At 72.4% G+C, this 14,301-nt stretch carries 16 protein-coding genes; 12 read left to right on the top strand and 4 right to left on the bottom strand.

Features of this window, described 5'->3' with window-relative positions:
- Positions 1-134: 134 nt before the first annotated feature.
- Positions 135-800 carry a phosphoribosylglycinamide formyltransferase gene (gene purN / locus ACGF4C_RS12965; RefSeq protein ID WP_393565772.1) on the top strand — a complete coding sequence of 222 codons (666 nt, stop codon included), beginning with the start codon at positions 135-137 and terminating at the stop codon, positions 798-800.
- On the top strand, positions 797-2,359 hold the full coding sequence (gene purH / locus ACGF4C_RS12960; RefSeq protein ID WP_393565770.1) for a bifunctional phosphoribosylaminoimidazolecarboxamide formyltransferase/IMP cyclohydrolase: 1,563 nt from the start codon (positions 797-799) through the stop codon (positions 2,357-2,359). Before purN ends, purH begins: the two co-directional genes overlap by 4 nt.
- 67 nt (positions 2,360-2,426) lie before the next feature.
- Here the strand turns inward: purH and ACGF4C_RS12955 are convergent, their stop codons facing one another.
- Both ACGF4C_RS12955 and ACGF4C_RS12950 read right to left on the bottom strand, forming a co-directional pair.
- The gene (locus ACGF4C_RS12955; RefSeq protein ID WP_393565768.1) at positions 2,427-2,987 is read right to left on the bottom strand and encodes a hypothetical protein; all 561 of its coding nucleotides are present in this window, start codon (positions 2,985-2,987) and stop codon (positions 2,427-2,429) included.
- 123 nt (positions 2,988-3,110) lie between these two features.
- Positions 3,111-3,842, bottom strand: coding sequence for an RDD family protein (locus ACGF4C_RS12950; protein WP_393565766.1), 732 nt, complete (start codon positions 3,840-3,842; stop codon positions 3,111-3,113).
- 306 nt (positions 3,843-4,148) lie between these two features.
- Here ACGF4C_RS12950 and ACGF4C_RS12945 point away from each other — a divergent pair, with 306 nt between their 5' ends.
- Both ACGF4C_RS12945 and ACGF4C_RS12940 read left to right on the top strand, forming a co-directional pair.
- Positions 4,149-5,003 (top strand): bifunctional methylenetetrahydrofolate dehydrogenase/methenyltetrahydrofolate cyclohydrolase, encoded by an 855-nt coding sequence (locus ACGF4C_RS12945; protein WP_261956101.1) that lies wholly within the window; start codon positions 4,149-4,151, stop codon positions 5,001-5,003.
- A 95-nt stretch (positions 5,004-5,098) separates the two neighbouring features.
- Complete coding sequence (locus ACGF4C_RS12940; RefSeq protein WP_030806905.1) at positions 5,099-5,527, top strand: DUF3017 domain-containing protein; 429 nt, start codon at positions 5,099-5,101, stop codon at positions 5,525-5,527.
- Between the two features lie 93 nt (positions 5,528-5,620).
- On the opposite strand, the gene ACGF4C_RS12935 is transcribed toward ACGF4C_RS12940, so the two are convergent.
- Positions 5,621-6,028: a peptidase inhibitor family I36 protein gene (locus ACGF4C_RS12935; RefSeq protein ID WP_393565763.1), complete on the bottom strand. Its 408-nt coding sequence runs from the start codon at positions 6,026-6,028 to the stop codon at positions 5,621-5,623.
- Positions 6,029-6,360: 332 nt separating this feature from the next.
- Between ACGF4C_RS12935 and ACGF4C_RS12930 the strand changes: the two genes are divergently transcribed.
- The 4 genes from ACGF4C_RS12930 to ACGF4C_RS12915 all read left to right on the top strand — a co-directional run bounded on the left by ACGF4C_RS12930 (position 6,361) and on the right by ACGF4C_RS12915 (position 10,391).
- Positions 6,361-7,179, top strand: coding sequence for a peptidoglycan-binding protein (locus ACGF4C_RS12930; RefSeq protein WP_393565761.1), 819 nt, complete (start codon positions 6,361-6,363; stop codon positions 7,177-7,179).
- Positions 7,176-8,063 (top strand): helix-turn-helix domain-containing protein, encoded by an 888-nt coding sequence (locus tag ACGF4C_RS12925; RefSeq protein WP_393565759.1) that lies wholly within the window; start codon positions 7,176-7,178, stop codon positions 8,061-8,063. The genes ACGF4C_RS12930 and ACGF4C_RS12925 overlap by 4 nt, the downstream gene beginning before the upstream one ends.
- Before the next feature lie 278 nt (positions 8,064-8,341).
- On the top strand, positions 8,342-8,941 hold the full coding sequence (locus tag ACGF4C_RS12920; protein WP_393565757.1) for a helix-turn-helix domain-containing protein: 600 nt from the start codon (positions 8,342-8,344) through the stop codon (positions 8,939-8,941).
- A gap of 460 nt (positions 8,942-9,401) precedes the next feature.
- Complete coding sequence (locus ACGF4C_RS12915) at positions 9,402-10,391, top strand: malate dehydrogenase (RefSeq protein WP_393565755.1); 990 nt, start codon at positions 9,402-9,404, stop codon at positions 10,389-10,391.
- A 248-nt stretch (positions 10,392-10,639) separates the two neighbouring features.
- Here the strand turns inward: ACGF4C_RS12915 and ACGF4C_RS12910 are convergent, their stop codons facing one another.
- Positions 10,640-10,876, bottom strand: a complete 237-nt coding sequence (locus ACGF4C_RS12910; RefSeq protein WP_393565753.1) for a hypothetical protein — start codon at positions 10,874-10,876, stop codon at positions 10,640-10,642.
- A 160-nt stretch (positions 10,877-11,036) separates the two neighbouring features.
- On the opposite strand from ACGF4C_RS12910, the gene ACGF4C_RS12905 reads away from it, so the two are divergent.
- From ACGF4C_RS12905 to ACGF4C_RS12890, 4 genes are all read left to right on the top strand, one after another.
- Complete coding sequence (locus ACGF4C_RS12905) at positions 11,037-11,996, top strand: Scr1 family TA system antitoxin-like transcriptional regulator (protein WP_393565751.1); 960 nt, start codon at positions 11,037-11,039, stop codon at positions 11,994-11,996.
- On the top strand, positions 11,938-12,072 hold the full coding sequence (locus ACGF4C_RS12900) for a DUF397 domain-containing protein (protein ID WP_393565884.1): 135 nt from the start codon (positions 11,938-11,940) through the stop codon (positions 12,070-12,072). Before ACGF4C_RS12905 ends, ACGF4C_RS12900 begins: the two co-directional genes overlap by 59 nt.
- Positions 12,073-12,156: 84 nt before the next feature.
- The gene (locus ACGF4C_RS12895) at positions 12,157-13,938 is read left to right on the top strand and encodes a hypothetical protein (RefSeq protein WP_393565749.1); all 1,782 of its coding nucleotides are present in this window, start codon (positions 12,157-12,159) and stop codon (positions 13,936-13,938) included.
- Positions 13,925-14,299, top strand: a complete 375-nt coding sequence (locus ACGF4C_RS12890; protein WP_393565748.1) for a hypothetical protein — start codon at positions 13,925-13,927, stop codon at positions 14,297-14,299. The genes ACGF4C_RS12895 and ACGF4C_RS12890 overlap by 14 nt, the downstream gene beginning before the upstream one ends.
- Positions 14,300-14,301 lie beyond the last annotated feature (2 nt).

Here is a 14,301-nt window from a genome sequence, read left to right as displayed (position 1 = left end):
CGCTCGGTGTGCCGGTATCGTTGCTGACGGTCGGCGCCTTCGTAGGGTTCCCCGGATCTGCGGTACCCGCGGCCTTGTACGACCACACAAAGCATGTGAGCTCACTGCACGCGAGATCGAGAAAGAGCCCCGCCGTGGCTTCGTCCCCGCCCCCCGCCCCGCCCGCCCGACCCGCCGGGCCCGCCCGTCCGGCGCGCCTCGTCGTGCTCGTCTCCGGTTCCGGTACGAACCTGCAGGCCCTGCTGGACGCCATCGCCGCCCGCGGAGCCGAGGAGTACGGCGCCGAGATCGTGGCCGTGGGCGCGGACCGCGGTGACATCGCGGGCCTGGAGCGGGCCGAGAAGGCGGGCCTGCCGACCTTCGTCTGCCGGGTCAAGGACCACGGCAGCCGCGGGGAGTGGGATGCCGCGCTGACCGCGGCGACCGCCGCGTACGAGCCGGACCTGGTGGTGTCGGCCGGCTTCATGAAGATCCTGGGCAAGGAGTTCCTGGCCCGGTTCGGCGGCCGGACCGTCAACACCCACCCGGCGCTGCTGCCGAGTTTTCCCGGTGCCCACGGCGTGCGCGATGCCCTCGCGTACGGCGCGAAGGTCACCGGATGCACCGTCCACTTCGTCGACGACGGGGTCGACACCGGGCCGATCATCGCGCAGAGCGTGGTCGAGATCCGGGACGAGGACGATGAAGCCGCGCTGCATGAGCGCATCAAGGAAGTCGAGCGATCGCTGCTCGTCGAGGTCGTGGGGCATCTGGCCCGGCACGGCTACCGCATTGAGGGACGAAAGGTACGTATCTCGTGACCGCCGAAGGTACGAAGCGGCCCATCCGCCGCGCGCTGGTCAGCGTCTACGACAAGTCCGGGCTGGAGGAGCTGGCCCAGGGCCTGCACGCGGCGGGCGTCGAGCTCGTCTCGACCGGGTCGACGGCCGGGAAGATCGCCGCCGCCGGGGTGCCGGTCACCAAGGTCGAGGAGCTGACGGGCTTCCCCGAGTGCCTCGACGGCCGGGTCAAGACCCTCCACCCGAAGGTGCACGCCGGCATCCTGGCCGACCTGCGCCTCGACGCCCACCGGCAGCAGCTGGCGGAGCTGGGCGTGGAGCCGTTCGACCTGGTGATCGTGAACCTCTACCCGTTCCGGGAGACCGTCGCCTCCGGCGCCACCCCCGACGAGTGCGTCGAGCAGATCGACATCGGCGGCCCCTCGATGGTCCGGGCCGCCGCCAAGAACCACCCCTCGGTCGCGGTCGTCACCAGCCCGGCCCGGTACGCCGACGTGCTCGCCGCGGTCCGTGACGGCGGCTTCGACCTGACCGCCCGCAAGCGGCTGGCCGCGGAGGCCTTCCAGCACACCGCCGCCTACGACGTGGCGGTGGCGGGCTGGTTCGCGGACGACTACGCCGCCGCCGACGACAGCGGCTTCCCCGACTTCCTCGGTGCGACGTACGCGCGCAAGAACGTGCTGCGCTACGGCGAGAACCCGCACCAGGGCGCCGCGCTGTACGTGACCGGCGAGGGCGGGCTGGCCGAGGCCGAGCAGCTGCACGGCAAGGAGATGTCGTACAACAACTACACGGACACCGACGCCGCGCGCCGGGCCGCGTACGACCACGCCGAGCCCTGTGTGGCCATCATCAAGCACGCCAACCCCTGCGGCATCGCGATCGGCGCGGACGTCGCCGAGGCGCACCGCAGGGCGCACGCCTGCGACCCGGTCTCCGCGTACGGCGGCGTGATCGCCGTCAACCGCCCGGTGTCGGTGGCGATGGCCGAGCAGGTCGCCGAGATCTTCACCGAGGTCATCGTGGCGCCCGGCTACGAGGACGGTGCGGTCGAGGTCCTGGCCCGGAAGAAGAACATCCGGGTGCTCCGCGCCGAGGGTGCCCCGGCCGCCCCGGTCGAGGTCAAGCAGATCGACGGCGGTGCGCTGCTGCAGGTCACCGACCGGCTCCAGGCCGACGGTGACGACCCGGCCAACTGGACGCTGGCGGCCGGCGAGGCGCTGGCGCCGGAGCAGCTGGCCGAGCTGGCGTTCGCCTGGAAGGCGTGCCGCGCGGTGAAGTCCAATGCGATCCTGCTCGCCAAGGACGGCGCCTCGGTAGGTGTCGGCATGGGCCAGGTCAACCGCGTCGACTCCTGCAAGCTGGCCGTCGAGCGGGCCGGCGAGGAGCGCGCCCGCGGCTCGTACGCGGCCTCCGACGCCTTCTTCCCGTTCCCCGACGGCCCGGAGATCCTGATCGCGGCCGGCGTCCGGGCGATCGTCCAGCCGGGTGGTTCGATCCGCGACGAACTGGTCGTCGAGGCCGCCAAGAAAGCCGGCGTGACGATGTACTTCACCGGCGCCCGGCACTTCTTCCACTGAGCGCCCGAAACGGCCGGAGGGCCGCACCCCAGCCGGGGTGCGGCCCTCCGCCGTATGTGCGGCGCGGTCAGTAACGCGGCCGGTTGAACCAGGCGTTGCCCTCGTCCTTCGAGACGAAGACCAGCACCAGGATGCCCAGGACCGTGTGGACCAGGCCGAGCGGGAACGTGAGCAGGCTCAGGATGATGTTGCCCACGCCGAAGACGATCGTGCCGATGCGGACGCCGGAACCGCCGTTGGCGAACTGCAGGGCCAGGGTGATCGCGGACACGGTGAAGATCACGATGACCACGATGACCGCGATCAGTACGCCCTTGCCGATGTTCATCGCCGTGATGTCGTCACTGGTGCTGTACGCCGAGGCGTTGTGCGACGCCTTGCTGACGCCGCCCAGCCCCATCACGGCGAGGACCAGGCCGATGAGGTTCAGCCCGGCCAGCACGAACAGCATCACCCGGGCGGCCTTGACGCCACCGGGCATCACCGTCGGGTACTGCGGCTGCATGCCGGGCATCGGGCCGCCCGGGTACGGGCCGTACGGCGAGGGCTGCGGCGGCTGCTGGGGATAGCCGTAGCCGGGCTGCTGGCCCGGAGGCGGGCCGTAGGGGTTGGGGTTGGGGTAGCTCACGAGCGGTGTCCTTCAGGCGACTTGAACGGAGCCGCGAAGGCCCCGATCGCGCTGTTGCGAGGGGGCCTTCGGGGAGTGGCGCACGTCCGTCGGGGCGGTGGCCCCGGCCGGAATGCCGGGGCGTTACTGGGACTTGACGACCACCGTGCCGGCGATCTTGTCCGCGAACGTCTGCGACTTCTCGTCCCACAGCGGCCACAGGTAGCCCAGGCAGCAGAACCCGTCGAGGATGTGGCAGAGCTTCCGGACGAAGGCCATGCCGAAGCCGATCGGCTGGCCGGTGGCCTCCTTGACGAGGCGGATGCCGAGGGCCTTCTTGCCCGGGGTCTGGCCGGTGCTGCCCTCCTTGGCGAGCACGAACAGACCGGCGGCCAGGCCGATCAGACCGGCGATCGCGATGAGCACGAACGAGCCGACCGGAGTGGCGGTGTCCGCGGCCTTGTTGTAGGCGTCGCTGATGCACTGGATGTCGCCGGGCGGGCAGGACGAGGTGTCCGGCGTGACCGTCGCCGCGCTGGCCGACATGGCCAGGGCCACGAAGTACAGGATCGTCGGGAGCAGACCCACGATCAGGTAGTCGATGAGGTAGGCGCCCACGCGCGCGCCCCAGCTCGCGTAACCCTGCGGCATGCCCGGCATGCCGTAGCCGGCCTGCTGCGGGTAGCCGCCGTACGGCTGCTGCGGCGGGACCTGACCCTGCTGGGGGTAGCCGTACGGCTGCTGCGGGGCCTGCGGCTGCTGCGGGTAGCCGTAGCCGGGGCCGCCCTGCGGGGGCACCGGGGGCTGCTGCCCGTAGGGCGCCTGCGGGGCCTGCGGCTGCTGGCCGTAAGGGTTGTTCGGGTCGCCGAAACTCATGGGGTGTTTTCCTCCGTTGGGTCAGTGGGGGACGACGCAGCGTGACTCGGAGGAAAAACAGGTTTCACTGGCCCGCCCCCGACGATGCCTGCGGCACTGCGGCGTCAATCCTTCTAGGTGGGCGTTGACTCTGTCCAGTCAGATAGCGGAGCCGTTGTCCAAGTGCAATGATCACTTCCGGCCATATCATGTCCGGAAAATGCAGGGGCAGATGGGCCCCGGGTCCGGTCGGCGCACCACCCGGCGCGCGGGCGCCGTGCACGCCCTGATTGGAACGTGACCGCCCTCATCCGGGAGGATGGAGACATGACTGCCCAGATTCTGGATGGCAAGGCCACCGCAGCCGCTATCAAGTCCGAGCTCGCCGCCCGCGTCGAGGCCCTGAAGGCCAAGGGCGTCCAGCCCGGCCTGGGCACCCTCCTGGTCGGCGACGACCCCGGCAGCCGCTGGTACGTCAACGGCAAGCACCGCGACTGCGCACAGGTCGGCATCGCCTCGATCCAGCGCGAACTTCCGGAGACCGCCACCCAGGAGGAGATCGAGGCGGTCGTCCGGGAGCTGAACGAGGACCCGGCCTGCACCGGCTACATCGTCCAACTCCCGCTCCCCAAGGGCATCGACGCCAACCGCGTCCTGGAGCTGATGGACCCGGCCAAGGACGCCGACGGGCTGCACCCGATGAGCCTGGGCCGGCTGGTGCTCGGCATCGAGGGCCCGCTGCCGTGCACCCCGTACGGCATCGTCCAGCTGCTGCGCCGCCACGAGGTCGAGATCAAGGGCGCCCACGTCGTCGTGGTCGGCCGGGGCATCACCATCGGCCGCCCGATGCCGCTGGTGCTCACCCGCAAGTCCGAGAACGCGACCGTGACCCAGTGCCACACCGGCACCCGGGACCTGTCCGCGCACCTGCGGCAGGCCGACATCATCGTCGCGGCGGCCGGTGTGCCGCACATCATCAAGCCGGAGGACGTCAAGCCCGGGGCGGCCGTCCTGGACGTCGGCGTCAGCCGGGACGAGCAGGGCAAGATCGTCGGCGATGTGCACCCCGGCGTGGCCGAGGTGGCCGGCTGGGTCGCCCCCAACCCCGGCGGCGTCGGCCCGATGACCCGCGCCCAGCTGCTGGTCAACGTCGTCGAGGCGGCCGAGCGCGCGGCCGGCTGAGCCGCCCGTTGCTTGCCCGTACCCTCGAAGAGGTGACGCCCGGCCGCGGACGGCCGGGCGGACCGCCGGACCAGGAACCGAAGGGACTGCCAGCCATGCCAGCCGAAGCGCATTCGGACGGCGCCTCCGAGCCGCAGCGCTCCTCGCGCCGCTTCCCGACGCTGACCCGTGACACGGCCCGGCCGGAGGGCGGCGGACGGGCCGCTTCCGGCGAGCACTCCGCGCCCGCCCGGCAGTGGCCGCTGCTCACGGTCATGGGCGGGGTCGCCCTCGGGCTGCTGCTGGTCGCGCTCGACGCGTTCCGCATCGGCAGCCTGGTCGTCGGGCTGTCCCTGCTGGGCGGCGCCGCGCTGCGCTGGGCGCTGCCGTCGGTGGGCATGCTCGCGGTGCGCTCCCGCTTCACGGACCTGGCGACGTACGGCGTGCTCGGCTTCGTGATCGTGGTGCTGTCGATGATGGTGCAGCCCAAGCCGTGGATCCACGTCCCGTTCCTGGACGACATCGTGCACTTCACCGTGCGCTGACGCGGCGCCCGCAGCGTCCGCGACGCAACGGCACGACGGCGGCCCGTCCTCTCCCCCGGGGAAGGACGGGCCGCCGCCGTGTGCTTCAGGGCGTCAGCACCACTTGTTCGAGTAGATGGTCATGAGGTTGGCGCCGATGAACTTCCAGCCGGTGCCGCGGTTGAGCTTGGCGTGGTGGCCGTGGCGGTAGGGCTTCTCCCAGACCGTCACGTTGCAGCGGGTGCCGTTGTTGTACGCCGACAGCGGGTAGTTGAAGGCACCGCCGTAGTGCCGCAGGTCGTTGTTGTTGCCCGCGACCTTCTTCGGCGTCCCCTTGTAGTTGGCCTGCGGGTAGACGCACAGGTAGCCGCGGGGACAGTTGCTCGGCGCCCGCAGGACGGTGGCCGAGCCCTGCTTCGCGGGGGCGGGGGCGGCGCTGGCGCTGACGGCCGGGGCCAGCGCGAGTCCTCCGGTGACGGCCGCGGCGGCCGCGGTGAGGGCGAGGCGCTTGCGAGCGTTCATGGTCGGGTTCCTCCCCGTAGGTGGTCAGGAGGCGGCGCGGGGTGGACCGCGCCGCCGTGGTGCGTCACCGACTGTGCGCCCCCCGCCGCACGGCCGGCCACAGCCTCCGGACCGATGGGGAACCCCTGGGACGTCCCAGCCGCTGACCTGCGGGGACGCGGGGTTGACGGACGCCGCGGTGGGACGGCGGGGCGAGGGGAAGGAGGCGGTACGGATGTCCGGATACCGTGCGGAAACCGTAAAAAGGGCAACCGGAGGGTGCATCCGGGCCATCATCGGCGTGTAGGGGGCTGCTGGCCTCGGGGGAAGAGCAAACGCGTATGGGGTGGAACATGTCGCGTTGGAAAGGGCTGCCCGAAACTCTCGACCATCGGGTGCGGCAGCTCGTCGTACAGCTGCGGAGGCTGAAGGACCACAGCGGGCTGAGCCTGGCCTCGCTCGCCGCCAAGACCGCGTACAGCAAGTCGTCGTGGGAGCGCTACCTCAACGGCAAGAAGCTGCCGCCGCGGGAGGCGGTGGAGGCGCTGGCGCGGGTCTGCGGCGCCGACGCGACCCGGCTGCTGGCGCTGCACGAGGTCGCGGCGCAGGCGTGGGGCGCGGAACGGACGGGGCAGCCCCGCTCCCCAGGGGCCACGGAGGGGACCGAGGCCGCCGCGCCCGCAACTGCCGCCGCCCCCGCCCCCGTTGCGGCGCCCGGTCGTTCGTGGCTGCGGGGCGCGCCGCTCGCCCTGCTCGGCGGCCTGGTGGTGGTCGCGGTGGCCGCCGTGGTGCTGCTGGCCGTCCCGCCCTGGCAGGACGACGGTGCCGGCGGACACGGGACCGGCACCGCGGCGGCCGGCCGGTCCACCGCCGCCACACCCGCGTTCACCCACCGCGTGGGCGAGACCTTCCGCTGCCATGTCCGGCGCACCGCAGGCGTGTTGACCGCCGACCGCAGCCGTAGCACCACGGCGATCCTGAGCGGCGGCGTGACCGGCTGGGAGGTGGTCGAGGCGCAGTGCCTGCTGAACCACCACGGCTACGACCCGGGCCCGGTGGACGGCATCGTCGGGGAGCACACCATGCGCGCCGTCAAGCGGCTGCAGGCCGCCGCCGGGCTGCCCACGGACGGGATCGTGGGCCCCGACACCTGGAAGGTGCTGCGCCGGTGAGCGGCCCGGGCAGCGAACTGTGCGAGGGCGTCGAGAGCTCCCGACTGGCCGCCGGAATGCGGGAGTTGCGCGGCCGTACGGGGCTGAGCCTGGCCGCGCTCGCGGCCCGCACCCCGTACAGCAAGTCCTCCTGGGAGCGCTATCTCAACGGCAAGAAGCTGCCGCCGCGGGACGCCGTGGAGGCGCTGTGCCGGCTGGCGGGCGAGCCGGCCGGGCGGCTGCTGGCGCTGTGGGAACTGGCGGACGCGGCCTGGAGCGGACGGGCCGCGCCCGCCGCGGCCCGGGCGGAGGCCGCGGCCGCGCGGGCCGCAGCGGCCGACCCTGGCCCTACGCCCGAGGCTCATCCGGCACCGCCGCAACAGCCCGAGCAGCCGCCGCCCCCGAGGAGGCACCGGCGGGTGGTGGCCGTGGCGGCCGGGGCCGGTGCCGGGGGGTTGGCGCTGGCCGTGGCGGTGACGTTCCTGGCGGGGGAGCGGGCGGGGGAGGCCCGCGGTGGCCCGGCCGCGAGCGCCGCGCCCAGCTCCTCGGCGGTGACCGGCTGCCGCGGACGGTCCTGCGACGGCAAGGACCCGCAGTCGATGTTCTGCGGTGGCGAGGGCATGGTGGACACGGTCGTCGAGGCCACCACCGCCCGCGGGGAGCACCTCCAGGTGCGCTACGGCACGGCGTGCGCGGCTGTATGGGGGCGGCTCGGCGGCGGCCGGATCGGGGACCGCATCGAGCTCACCGCACCGGGCTCGCTGCCGCGGTCGGTACGGGTCAGGGACCGGTTCGACGCCGAGGGCTACCTCGTCACGCCAATGGCGGCGGTCCGTGGCCCGCGGGGCATCCGGCTCTGCCTCTACCCGGCGGGCGGCGGCCCCCGCGAGTGCTTCGCGCACTGAGCGGCCCGCCGACGCCCACGGCCCGCCGACGCCCACGGACAGCCGATGCCCACGGACAGCCGACACCCACCGGCCCGCCGGAGCCGCGGGTGCGGACGGCGGTGCGGGGCGCGCCCGGGAGGCACGACGAGGGCGCGGCGCAGGCCCGAATGCTCCCGTGCGCCCAGCGGGAAAGGGACGTTCCACTGGATGGCGGTGTCCCTCCTGGGGGTGAATAGGGCAGGTCCGGGGGAGTCGCGCCGCGGTACGGCGCGTGAGTGGGCGAACAGGGGGAGGCCATGCCTCGCTGGAAGGCACTGCCGCAAGAACTCGATCCGGCGGTGGGGGAGTTCACGGAACGGCTGCGCGGTCTGGTGGACCGCAGCCGGCTGAGTGTGGCCGCCGTCGCGGACCGCACCGGTTACAGCAAGACGTCGTGGGAGCGCTATCTGGACGGGCGGCTGCTGCCGCCGCGCCGTGCCGTCGTCGCGCTCGCCGAGGCGACCGGCACCGACCCGGGACACCTCGTCATGCGGTGGGAACCGGCCGAACGCGCCTGGAGCCGGGCCGAGCTGCGGCACGACGTACCGAGGGAGGCGATCCGGGCCGCCCCGGCGTGGGCCGTACGGAAGGCCGCGGCGGCGCCGGGCGCGGTCCGTACGCAGGTCGCGCAACTGCCCGCCCGGGACGAGGCGGGGAGGGCGGAAGAGGCGGAACAGGGGGCGTACGCCGACCGGCCGGGCCGGTCGGCGGCGGTCGCCCCGGAGCCCTCGGCCGGGCCCGGTGCGCCCGCCGGCCGGCGGGCCCGTCGCCTGCGGGCGCTGATGCTGGCGGTCGGCGCGCTCGGCGCCCTGCTGATGGCCCTCGCCGCCGTGCTCCTGCTGGCTCCCGGACACTGACGGCCGGCCCCCGGGCGGCGAGGCCGGCCGCGGCGGCCCGGAGTGCCGCTGCTGGCCGGGAATCGACGTCCGCGGGGCGTCCGGTGAAAAAAGGGGGGCATGCGCCCGGTTATCCCGGGCAGGCGCCGGTTATCCCCCCACGGGTGTGGCAGAACCCGGCGGCCGCCCGCCTCCCCCCTCCTTGAGCGGGCGGCCGCCGCCACGAACCGTGCGGGCCGGCCGGAGCGGAGGCCGGGCGGGCCGACGTCGACCGCGGTCCGGGCGGGCCGCCGTCCGGGCGCGCCGATACACCCGGTGAGGCGTGCCACACCGACCCGTCACCGGCACCGGGCAGGGGTCCGATAGCCTGACGGCCGGGTCTCTCGATACCAAGAGACCTCGATAGCTGGGCAGGGACACCCACCGCCACCCCTGGTGGTCCAGGGGCTTGCCCCCGGAAAACACCGCGCAGGAGATCGCCATGACCCGCACTCCCGTCAATGTCACCGTCACCGGCGCCGCCGGCCAGATCGGTTACGCCCTCCTCTTCCGCATCGCTTCCGGTCATCTGCTCGGCGCGGACGTGCCGGTCAAGCTGCGCCTCCTGGAGATCCCGCAGGGGCTGAAGGCCGCCGAGGGCACCGCGATGGAGCTCGACGACTGCGCCTTCCCGCTGCTGCAGGGCATCGACATCTCGGACGACCCGAACGTGGCCTTCGACGGTGCGAACGTCGCCCTGCTGGTCGGCGCCCGCCCCCGCACCAAGGGCATGGAGCGCGGTGACCTCCTGGAGGCCAACGGCGGCATCTTCAAGCCGCAGGGCAAGGCCATCAACGACCACGCCGCGGACGACATCAAGGTCCTGGTCGTCGGCAACCCCGCCAACACCAACGCGCTGATCGCCCAGGCCGCCGCGCCGGACGTACCGCGCGAGCGCTTCACCGCGATGACCCGCCTCGACCACAACCGCGCCATCTCCCAGCTCGCGCAGAAGACCGGCACCCCGGTCTCCGAGATCAAGCGCCTGACGATCTGGGGCAATCACTCCGCCACCCAGTACCCCGACATCTTCCACGCCACGGTCGCCGGCAAGAACGCCGCCGAGACCGTCAACGACGAGAAGTGGCTGGCCGACACCTTCATCCCGACCGTCGCCAAGCGCGGCGCCGCGATCATCGAGGCCCGCGGTGCCTCGTCGGCCGCCTCCGCCGCGAACGCCGCCATCGACCACGTCCACACCTGGGTCAACGGCACCGCCGACGGCGACTGGACCTCGATGGGCATCCCGTCGGACGGCTCCTACGGCGTCCCGGAGGGCCTGATCTCCTCCTTCCCGGTCACCACCAAGGACGGCCAGTACGAGATCGTCCAGGGCCTGGACATCAACGAGTTCTCCCGCACCCGCATCGACGCCTCCGTCAAGGAGCTGACGGAGGAGCGCGAGGCGGTCCGCGCCCTCGGCCTCATCTGAGCCACCCCGCTTCCACGACGAGCCCGCACTGCCTCAACGGCGGTGCGGGCTCGTTCCGTTGGCGGCTCCTCACGACCGGTGGGGATGCCGCCGGATCTCGACATTGCAGTCCGACACCTTCGACCGGTCCCCCACGGCATACGCCGCCACCCGCTGCCGCGCCAGCGCCTCACACACATCGCAGCCGCCGACCGCTTCCGGATCCGGCACCGGCACGCCCAGCTGAACGCCCGGTCCCGCGCCGCCCGTTACCACACCACCTCCGGCATGCGGCGCGCGTACTGCCGCCGCTCGTGCGCGATCAGATACGGCCGCACGAGGGCGGAGTCCTCACCCCGCAGCAACTCCGTGTGCCGTACGGGCACCCAACGGGGCGGAACGACGGGAGGCGGTACCGGCGGCGGCTCCTCTGCGGGCCGGTGCCGCCCCGAGCCGGGCAGTAACAGCCGTAGCAGGGGCTCGAAGAGCCGGATAACGTGGTGCATGTCATCAATCTCTCTGGGTTGAAGGCCACGCCCCCGGACGTCTGCCAACGTCGCGGGGGTTCGCCGTTCGTTACTCTGGGTGCGTTCATCGTTGCCTAGCGAGACCGACGGTCACAACGCTGAGCGCGTGACATTTCCCAACTGTCACGAAGGGGGCTCCGTGAATCGACGCAACGCCGCAGGAGGAACGGCGGCCACGACGGCCGCTGTGTTCGGCGAGGTGCTGAAGCATCACCGGGAAGCGGCCGGGCTCACCCAGGAAGCCTTGGCGTGCAAGGTCCCTTGTGACCGCTCGCAGGTGGCGCGTGTCGAGGCGGGCGTCCGGGTGCCGCAGGAAACCTTCGCCGACGCCTGCGACGAAATCCTCGGCACGGGTGGGGTGTTGCTGCGGTTGTGGGGGCGGATCGACTGGTATCCGCAGGTGGAGCACCCGGATTGGTTCCGGCGGCGGGCCGAGATGGATGCGGTGGCGGTGGCCCTGCGGGAGTACCAAGAGCGCGTCATCCCGGGGCTGTTGCAGACACCTGACTATGCCCGCGCACTGTTCAGCCGCCGTCACGCAGACGCCGACGATGTCGAGTCGCGCGTTCATGCCCGACTCAGCCGACAGCAGCGCTTTCTGGACGACGATGGGCCGCTGTACGTGGTGGTCTTGGACGAGAGCTGTCTGCGTAACGGGGTGGGGAGCCCGGAGGTCATGCGTGACCAATGTGCGCATCTATTGGGCGCCGGACAGCGGTCCAATATCCGCCTCCAGGTGGCCCCGGCCGACATCTTCGGGCTTGTCCGCCCCAGGGGCTCCATGTCGTTGATCGAGCTGCCCGACGAGCGGTGGGTGTACTCGGAATCGCTGGACAGCGGCCATTTCACCAACGATCCGGCCGTCTACGTACGACACAGCCAGACCTATGATGTGCTCAGGGCCGACATCCCGTCAGCTTGCGAGTCCGCCGCTTTGATCAGCGACGTGATGGAAGGGTACGGGCAGCATGAACAGGCACGAACTCGGCGCGGCGACCTGGATCAAGAGCAGCTACAGCGACGACAACGGCGGCAACTGCATCGAAGTAGCCCCCGGTATCCCCGGCGTCGTCCCCGTCCGGGACAGCAAGAACGTTGACGGGCCCGTGCTGTTCTTCCCCGCGGGTGAGTGGTCGTCCTTTGTGACTGCGGTCAAGAAAATGACGCTGTCGTGACCTTGCGTTAACTCCCTGACACGGAGTGCTTCCCTGGCCTATGCTGCGGCTTCCGCAAGGCTTTTGGGGGAGGCCGGTGTCCGGATGAACGTACCCGCGCAGCTGACGAAGCCCGCCCCGCTCGAACCCGTCCCGCCCGGTGCCAGTGAGGCCACCCGGTTGTTGTGCGCCGGGACGTACCTGGACGAGGGGTTCCGGGACGCGGTGATCGACGAACTCTACGTCCACGAGGAGCGGTTCGCCGCGCCCTCGTTGGGGATCGACGCGGCCCGGGTGCTCGCCCACGCGCTGCGGGCCCGGTGGCTGGAGCTGGGCTGGGCGGCGGCGATCCTCGGGTTGTGGATCGTGGCGATCCCGCTGTCCGGCGGGATGGTGACGTTCTACGTCCTCCCCGTCGTCCTCATCGGGCTGTCCCGCCTGGTCCGCCGGGCGCCCCTGCCGCAGTGGCTGGCCCGCTCGGCGTCCTTCGCGCTCCGCTGGTACGGCCGGCTCTCCCTGCTCTTCTTCCTCGTGGGGATGGTGGCCGCGGCGTTCGCGGTCAGCCTCTGGACGCCCGGCCGGCTGATCCCGGGCCTGCTGTCCCTCTTCCAGTCGGACAGCGGCGGGAGCGACGGCTGGTCCGGCTCCTCGTACGGGTCCTCGTACGGCTCCTCGTACGACAGCGGCAGCGACTACGGCGCTTCTTCGGCCGTCCTGGCCGTCCCGTTCTGGGTCACGCTGCTGCTGCCGGTCGCGCTGGCCGTCCTGGTCGGGCTGCAACAGGGGCAGTTCGCCCGGTCGCTGGCCCGGGAGTTGTCCAAGGAGCGGTTCCCGGATGTGATGTCCGATCCGGCGGAGCGGGCCGAGGGCGTCCGGTTCCGGCGGTTGCGGGACCGGGTGCGGATCGAGCAGCACGGGCCGCTGGTGATGTACCGCGCCGCCAACCCGTTCTGCGGCGCCGGGGACCCGTACAAGACCTGGTCGCTGTCGGTGGAGCTGGTCCCGCACCCGGACCGGGAGACCGAGCCGCTGGACAACGCCGCGATCCTGGCCCGGATCGTGCCGCTGGTGGAGGCGCTGCGGGTGCCGTCGCCGCACGGATCACCGCAGGCGGCGGCCGCGGTCCGGGACCGGCTGCGCACCCTGGAGATCGACGAGTGCGTCTTCCTGCCGGTCGAGGGACTGCCCGACCGGGCCGCGGCACCGTACGGGCCGGAGGCGTTCGCGCAGCACCGGGCCGCCGCGGTCGAGGAGGGCGGCGAGACCCGGCGGCACTTCCTGCGGATCCGGGTCGGCGGCTGGAACGAGGGCATCGTCACCACGGTCTTCGTCCGGGTCCACACCCAGGGCGGGATGCTGATGCTGGAGGTCGCGCCGCACGTGCTGTGGCCGCTGCGGCAGCTCTTCCAGGACGCCGACCGGCTCGCCCACCAGTACCGGCACCACCACCACTTCGGCAAGGCGGTCTGGGCGCTGGCCCAGACGCCGCGCTCGGCCGGCGACGCGGTGCTCACCCTGGCGCGCGGGCTGCGCTCGGCGTGGCGGCTGGCCACCGCCGGGCACGGCGCCGCGCTCCCGGAGGGCCCCGGCGTCTCCGTGCGTGAACTGGGCTCGTACGGCGAGGCGTCGCTGTTCCAGGACATGGACGTGGCGCGGTACCTGAAGACCGTGCAGCAGCGGGTGACGGCCGGGGTGACCACCGCGCTGCGCGAGGCCGGTTACCAGACCGACGAGTTCGAGCAGCGGATCGTGCACGTCGCCGAGGGCGGCGTCTACGTGGAGTCCGCCCAGGGGGCCGTCGGCATCGGCGACAACAACACGATCACCCAGAACACCACCGCGGGTGGCACCGCCCCGAAGGGAAGGAAGAAGAGTGGCAACGGCTGACGCGCGCGGCAACGGCATCCACATCGGCAGCGTCCGGGGCGCCTTCGCCATCGGCGACCACAACACCGTGACGCAGAACGAAGGCGGCGGCACACCGGCCGCCGATCCGGCGCAGGAGGAACTCCTGCGTGCGGTAAGGGAGTTGCGGAGCGACCTGGCCCGGGCGGTGCGGAGCCCCGAGGTGACCGCGCTGGACGAGGAACTCGCCGGGACCGAGGAGGAGATCGGCGGCACCGGGGCGGCCGGACCCGGGCGGCTGGCGCGGCTGCGGGCGGCGCTGACCGACGCCGGCGCGGTGGTCGGGTTGCTGGCGTCCGGGGCGGCGGTGACCCAGGCGGTCGCGGCCCTGGTGGGAGGCTGACG

The organism is Streptomyces sp. NPDC048197 (assembly GCF_043202395.1).
Classification (GTDB): Bacteria; Actinomycetota; Actinomycetes; order Streptomycetales; family Streptomycetaceae; genus Streptomyces; species Streptomyces siderophoricus.
The sequence above is the reverse complement of the archived record's forward strand: the minus strand, read 5'-3'. Positions and strand labels throughout refer to the sequence as shown.

Excerpts from the sequence above, each read along its gene's own strand:
- ACGF4C_RS12950 (WP_393565766.1), bottom strand. The coding sequence starts at position 3,842 with ATGAGTTTCGGCGACCCGAACAACCCTTACGGCCAGCAGCCGCAGGCC.
- ACGF4C_RS12945 (WP_261956101.1), top strand. The coding sequence starts at position 4,149 with ATGACTGCCCAGATTCTGGATGGCAAGGCCACCGCAGCCGCTATCAAG.
- ACGF4C_RS12940 (WP_030806905.1), top strand. The coding sequence starts at position 5,099 with ATGCCAGCCGAAGCGCATTCGGACGGCGCCTCCGAGCCGCAGCGCTCC.
- ACGF4C_RS12935 (WP_393565763.1), bottom strand. The coding sequence starts at position 6,028 with ATGAACGCTCGCAAGCGCCTCGCCCTCACCGCGGCCGCCGCGGCCGTC.
- ACGF4C_RS12930 (WP_393565761.1), top strand. The coding sequence starts at position 6,361 with ATGTCGCGTTGGAAAGGGCTGCCCGAAACTCTCGACCATCGGGTGCGG.
- ACGF4C_RS12920 (WP_393565757.1), top strand. The coding sequence starts at position 8,342 with ATGCCTCGCTGGAAGGCACTGCCGCAAGAACTCGATCCGGCGGTGGGG.
- ACGF4C_RS12915 (WP_393565755.1), top strand. The coding sequence starts at position 9,402 with ATGACCCGCACTCCCGTCAATGTCACCGTCACCGGCGCCGCCGGCCAG.
- ACGF4C_RS12910 (WP_393565753.1), bottom strand. The coding sequence starts at position 10,876 with ATGCACCACGTTATCCGGCTCTTCGAGCCCCTGCTACGGCTGTTACTG.
- ACGF4C_RS12895 (WP_393565749.1), top strand. The coding sequence starts at position 12,157 with ATGAACGTACCCGCGCAGCTGACGAAGCCCGCCCCGCTCGAACCCGTC.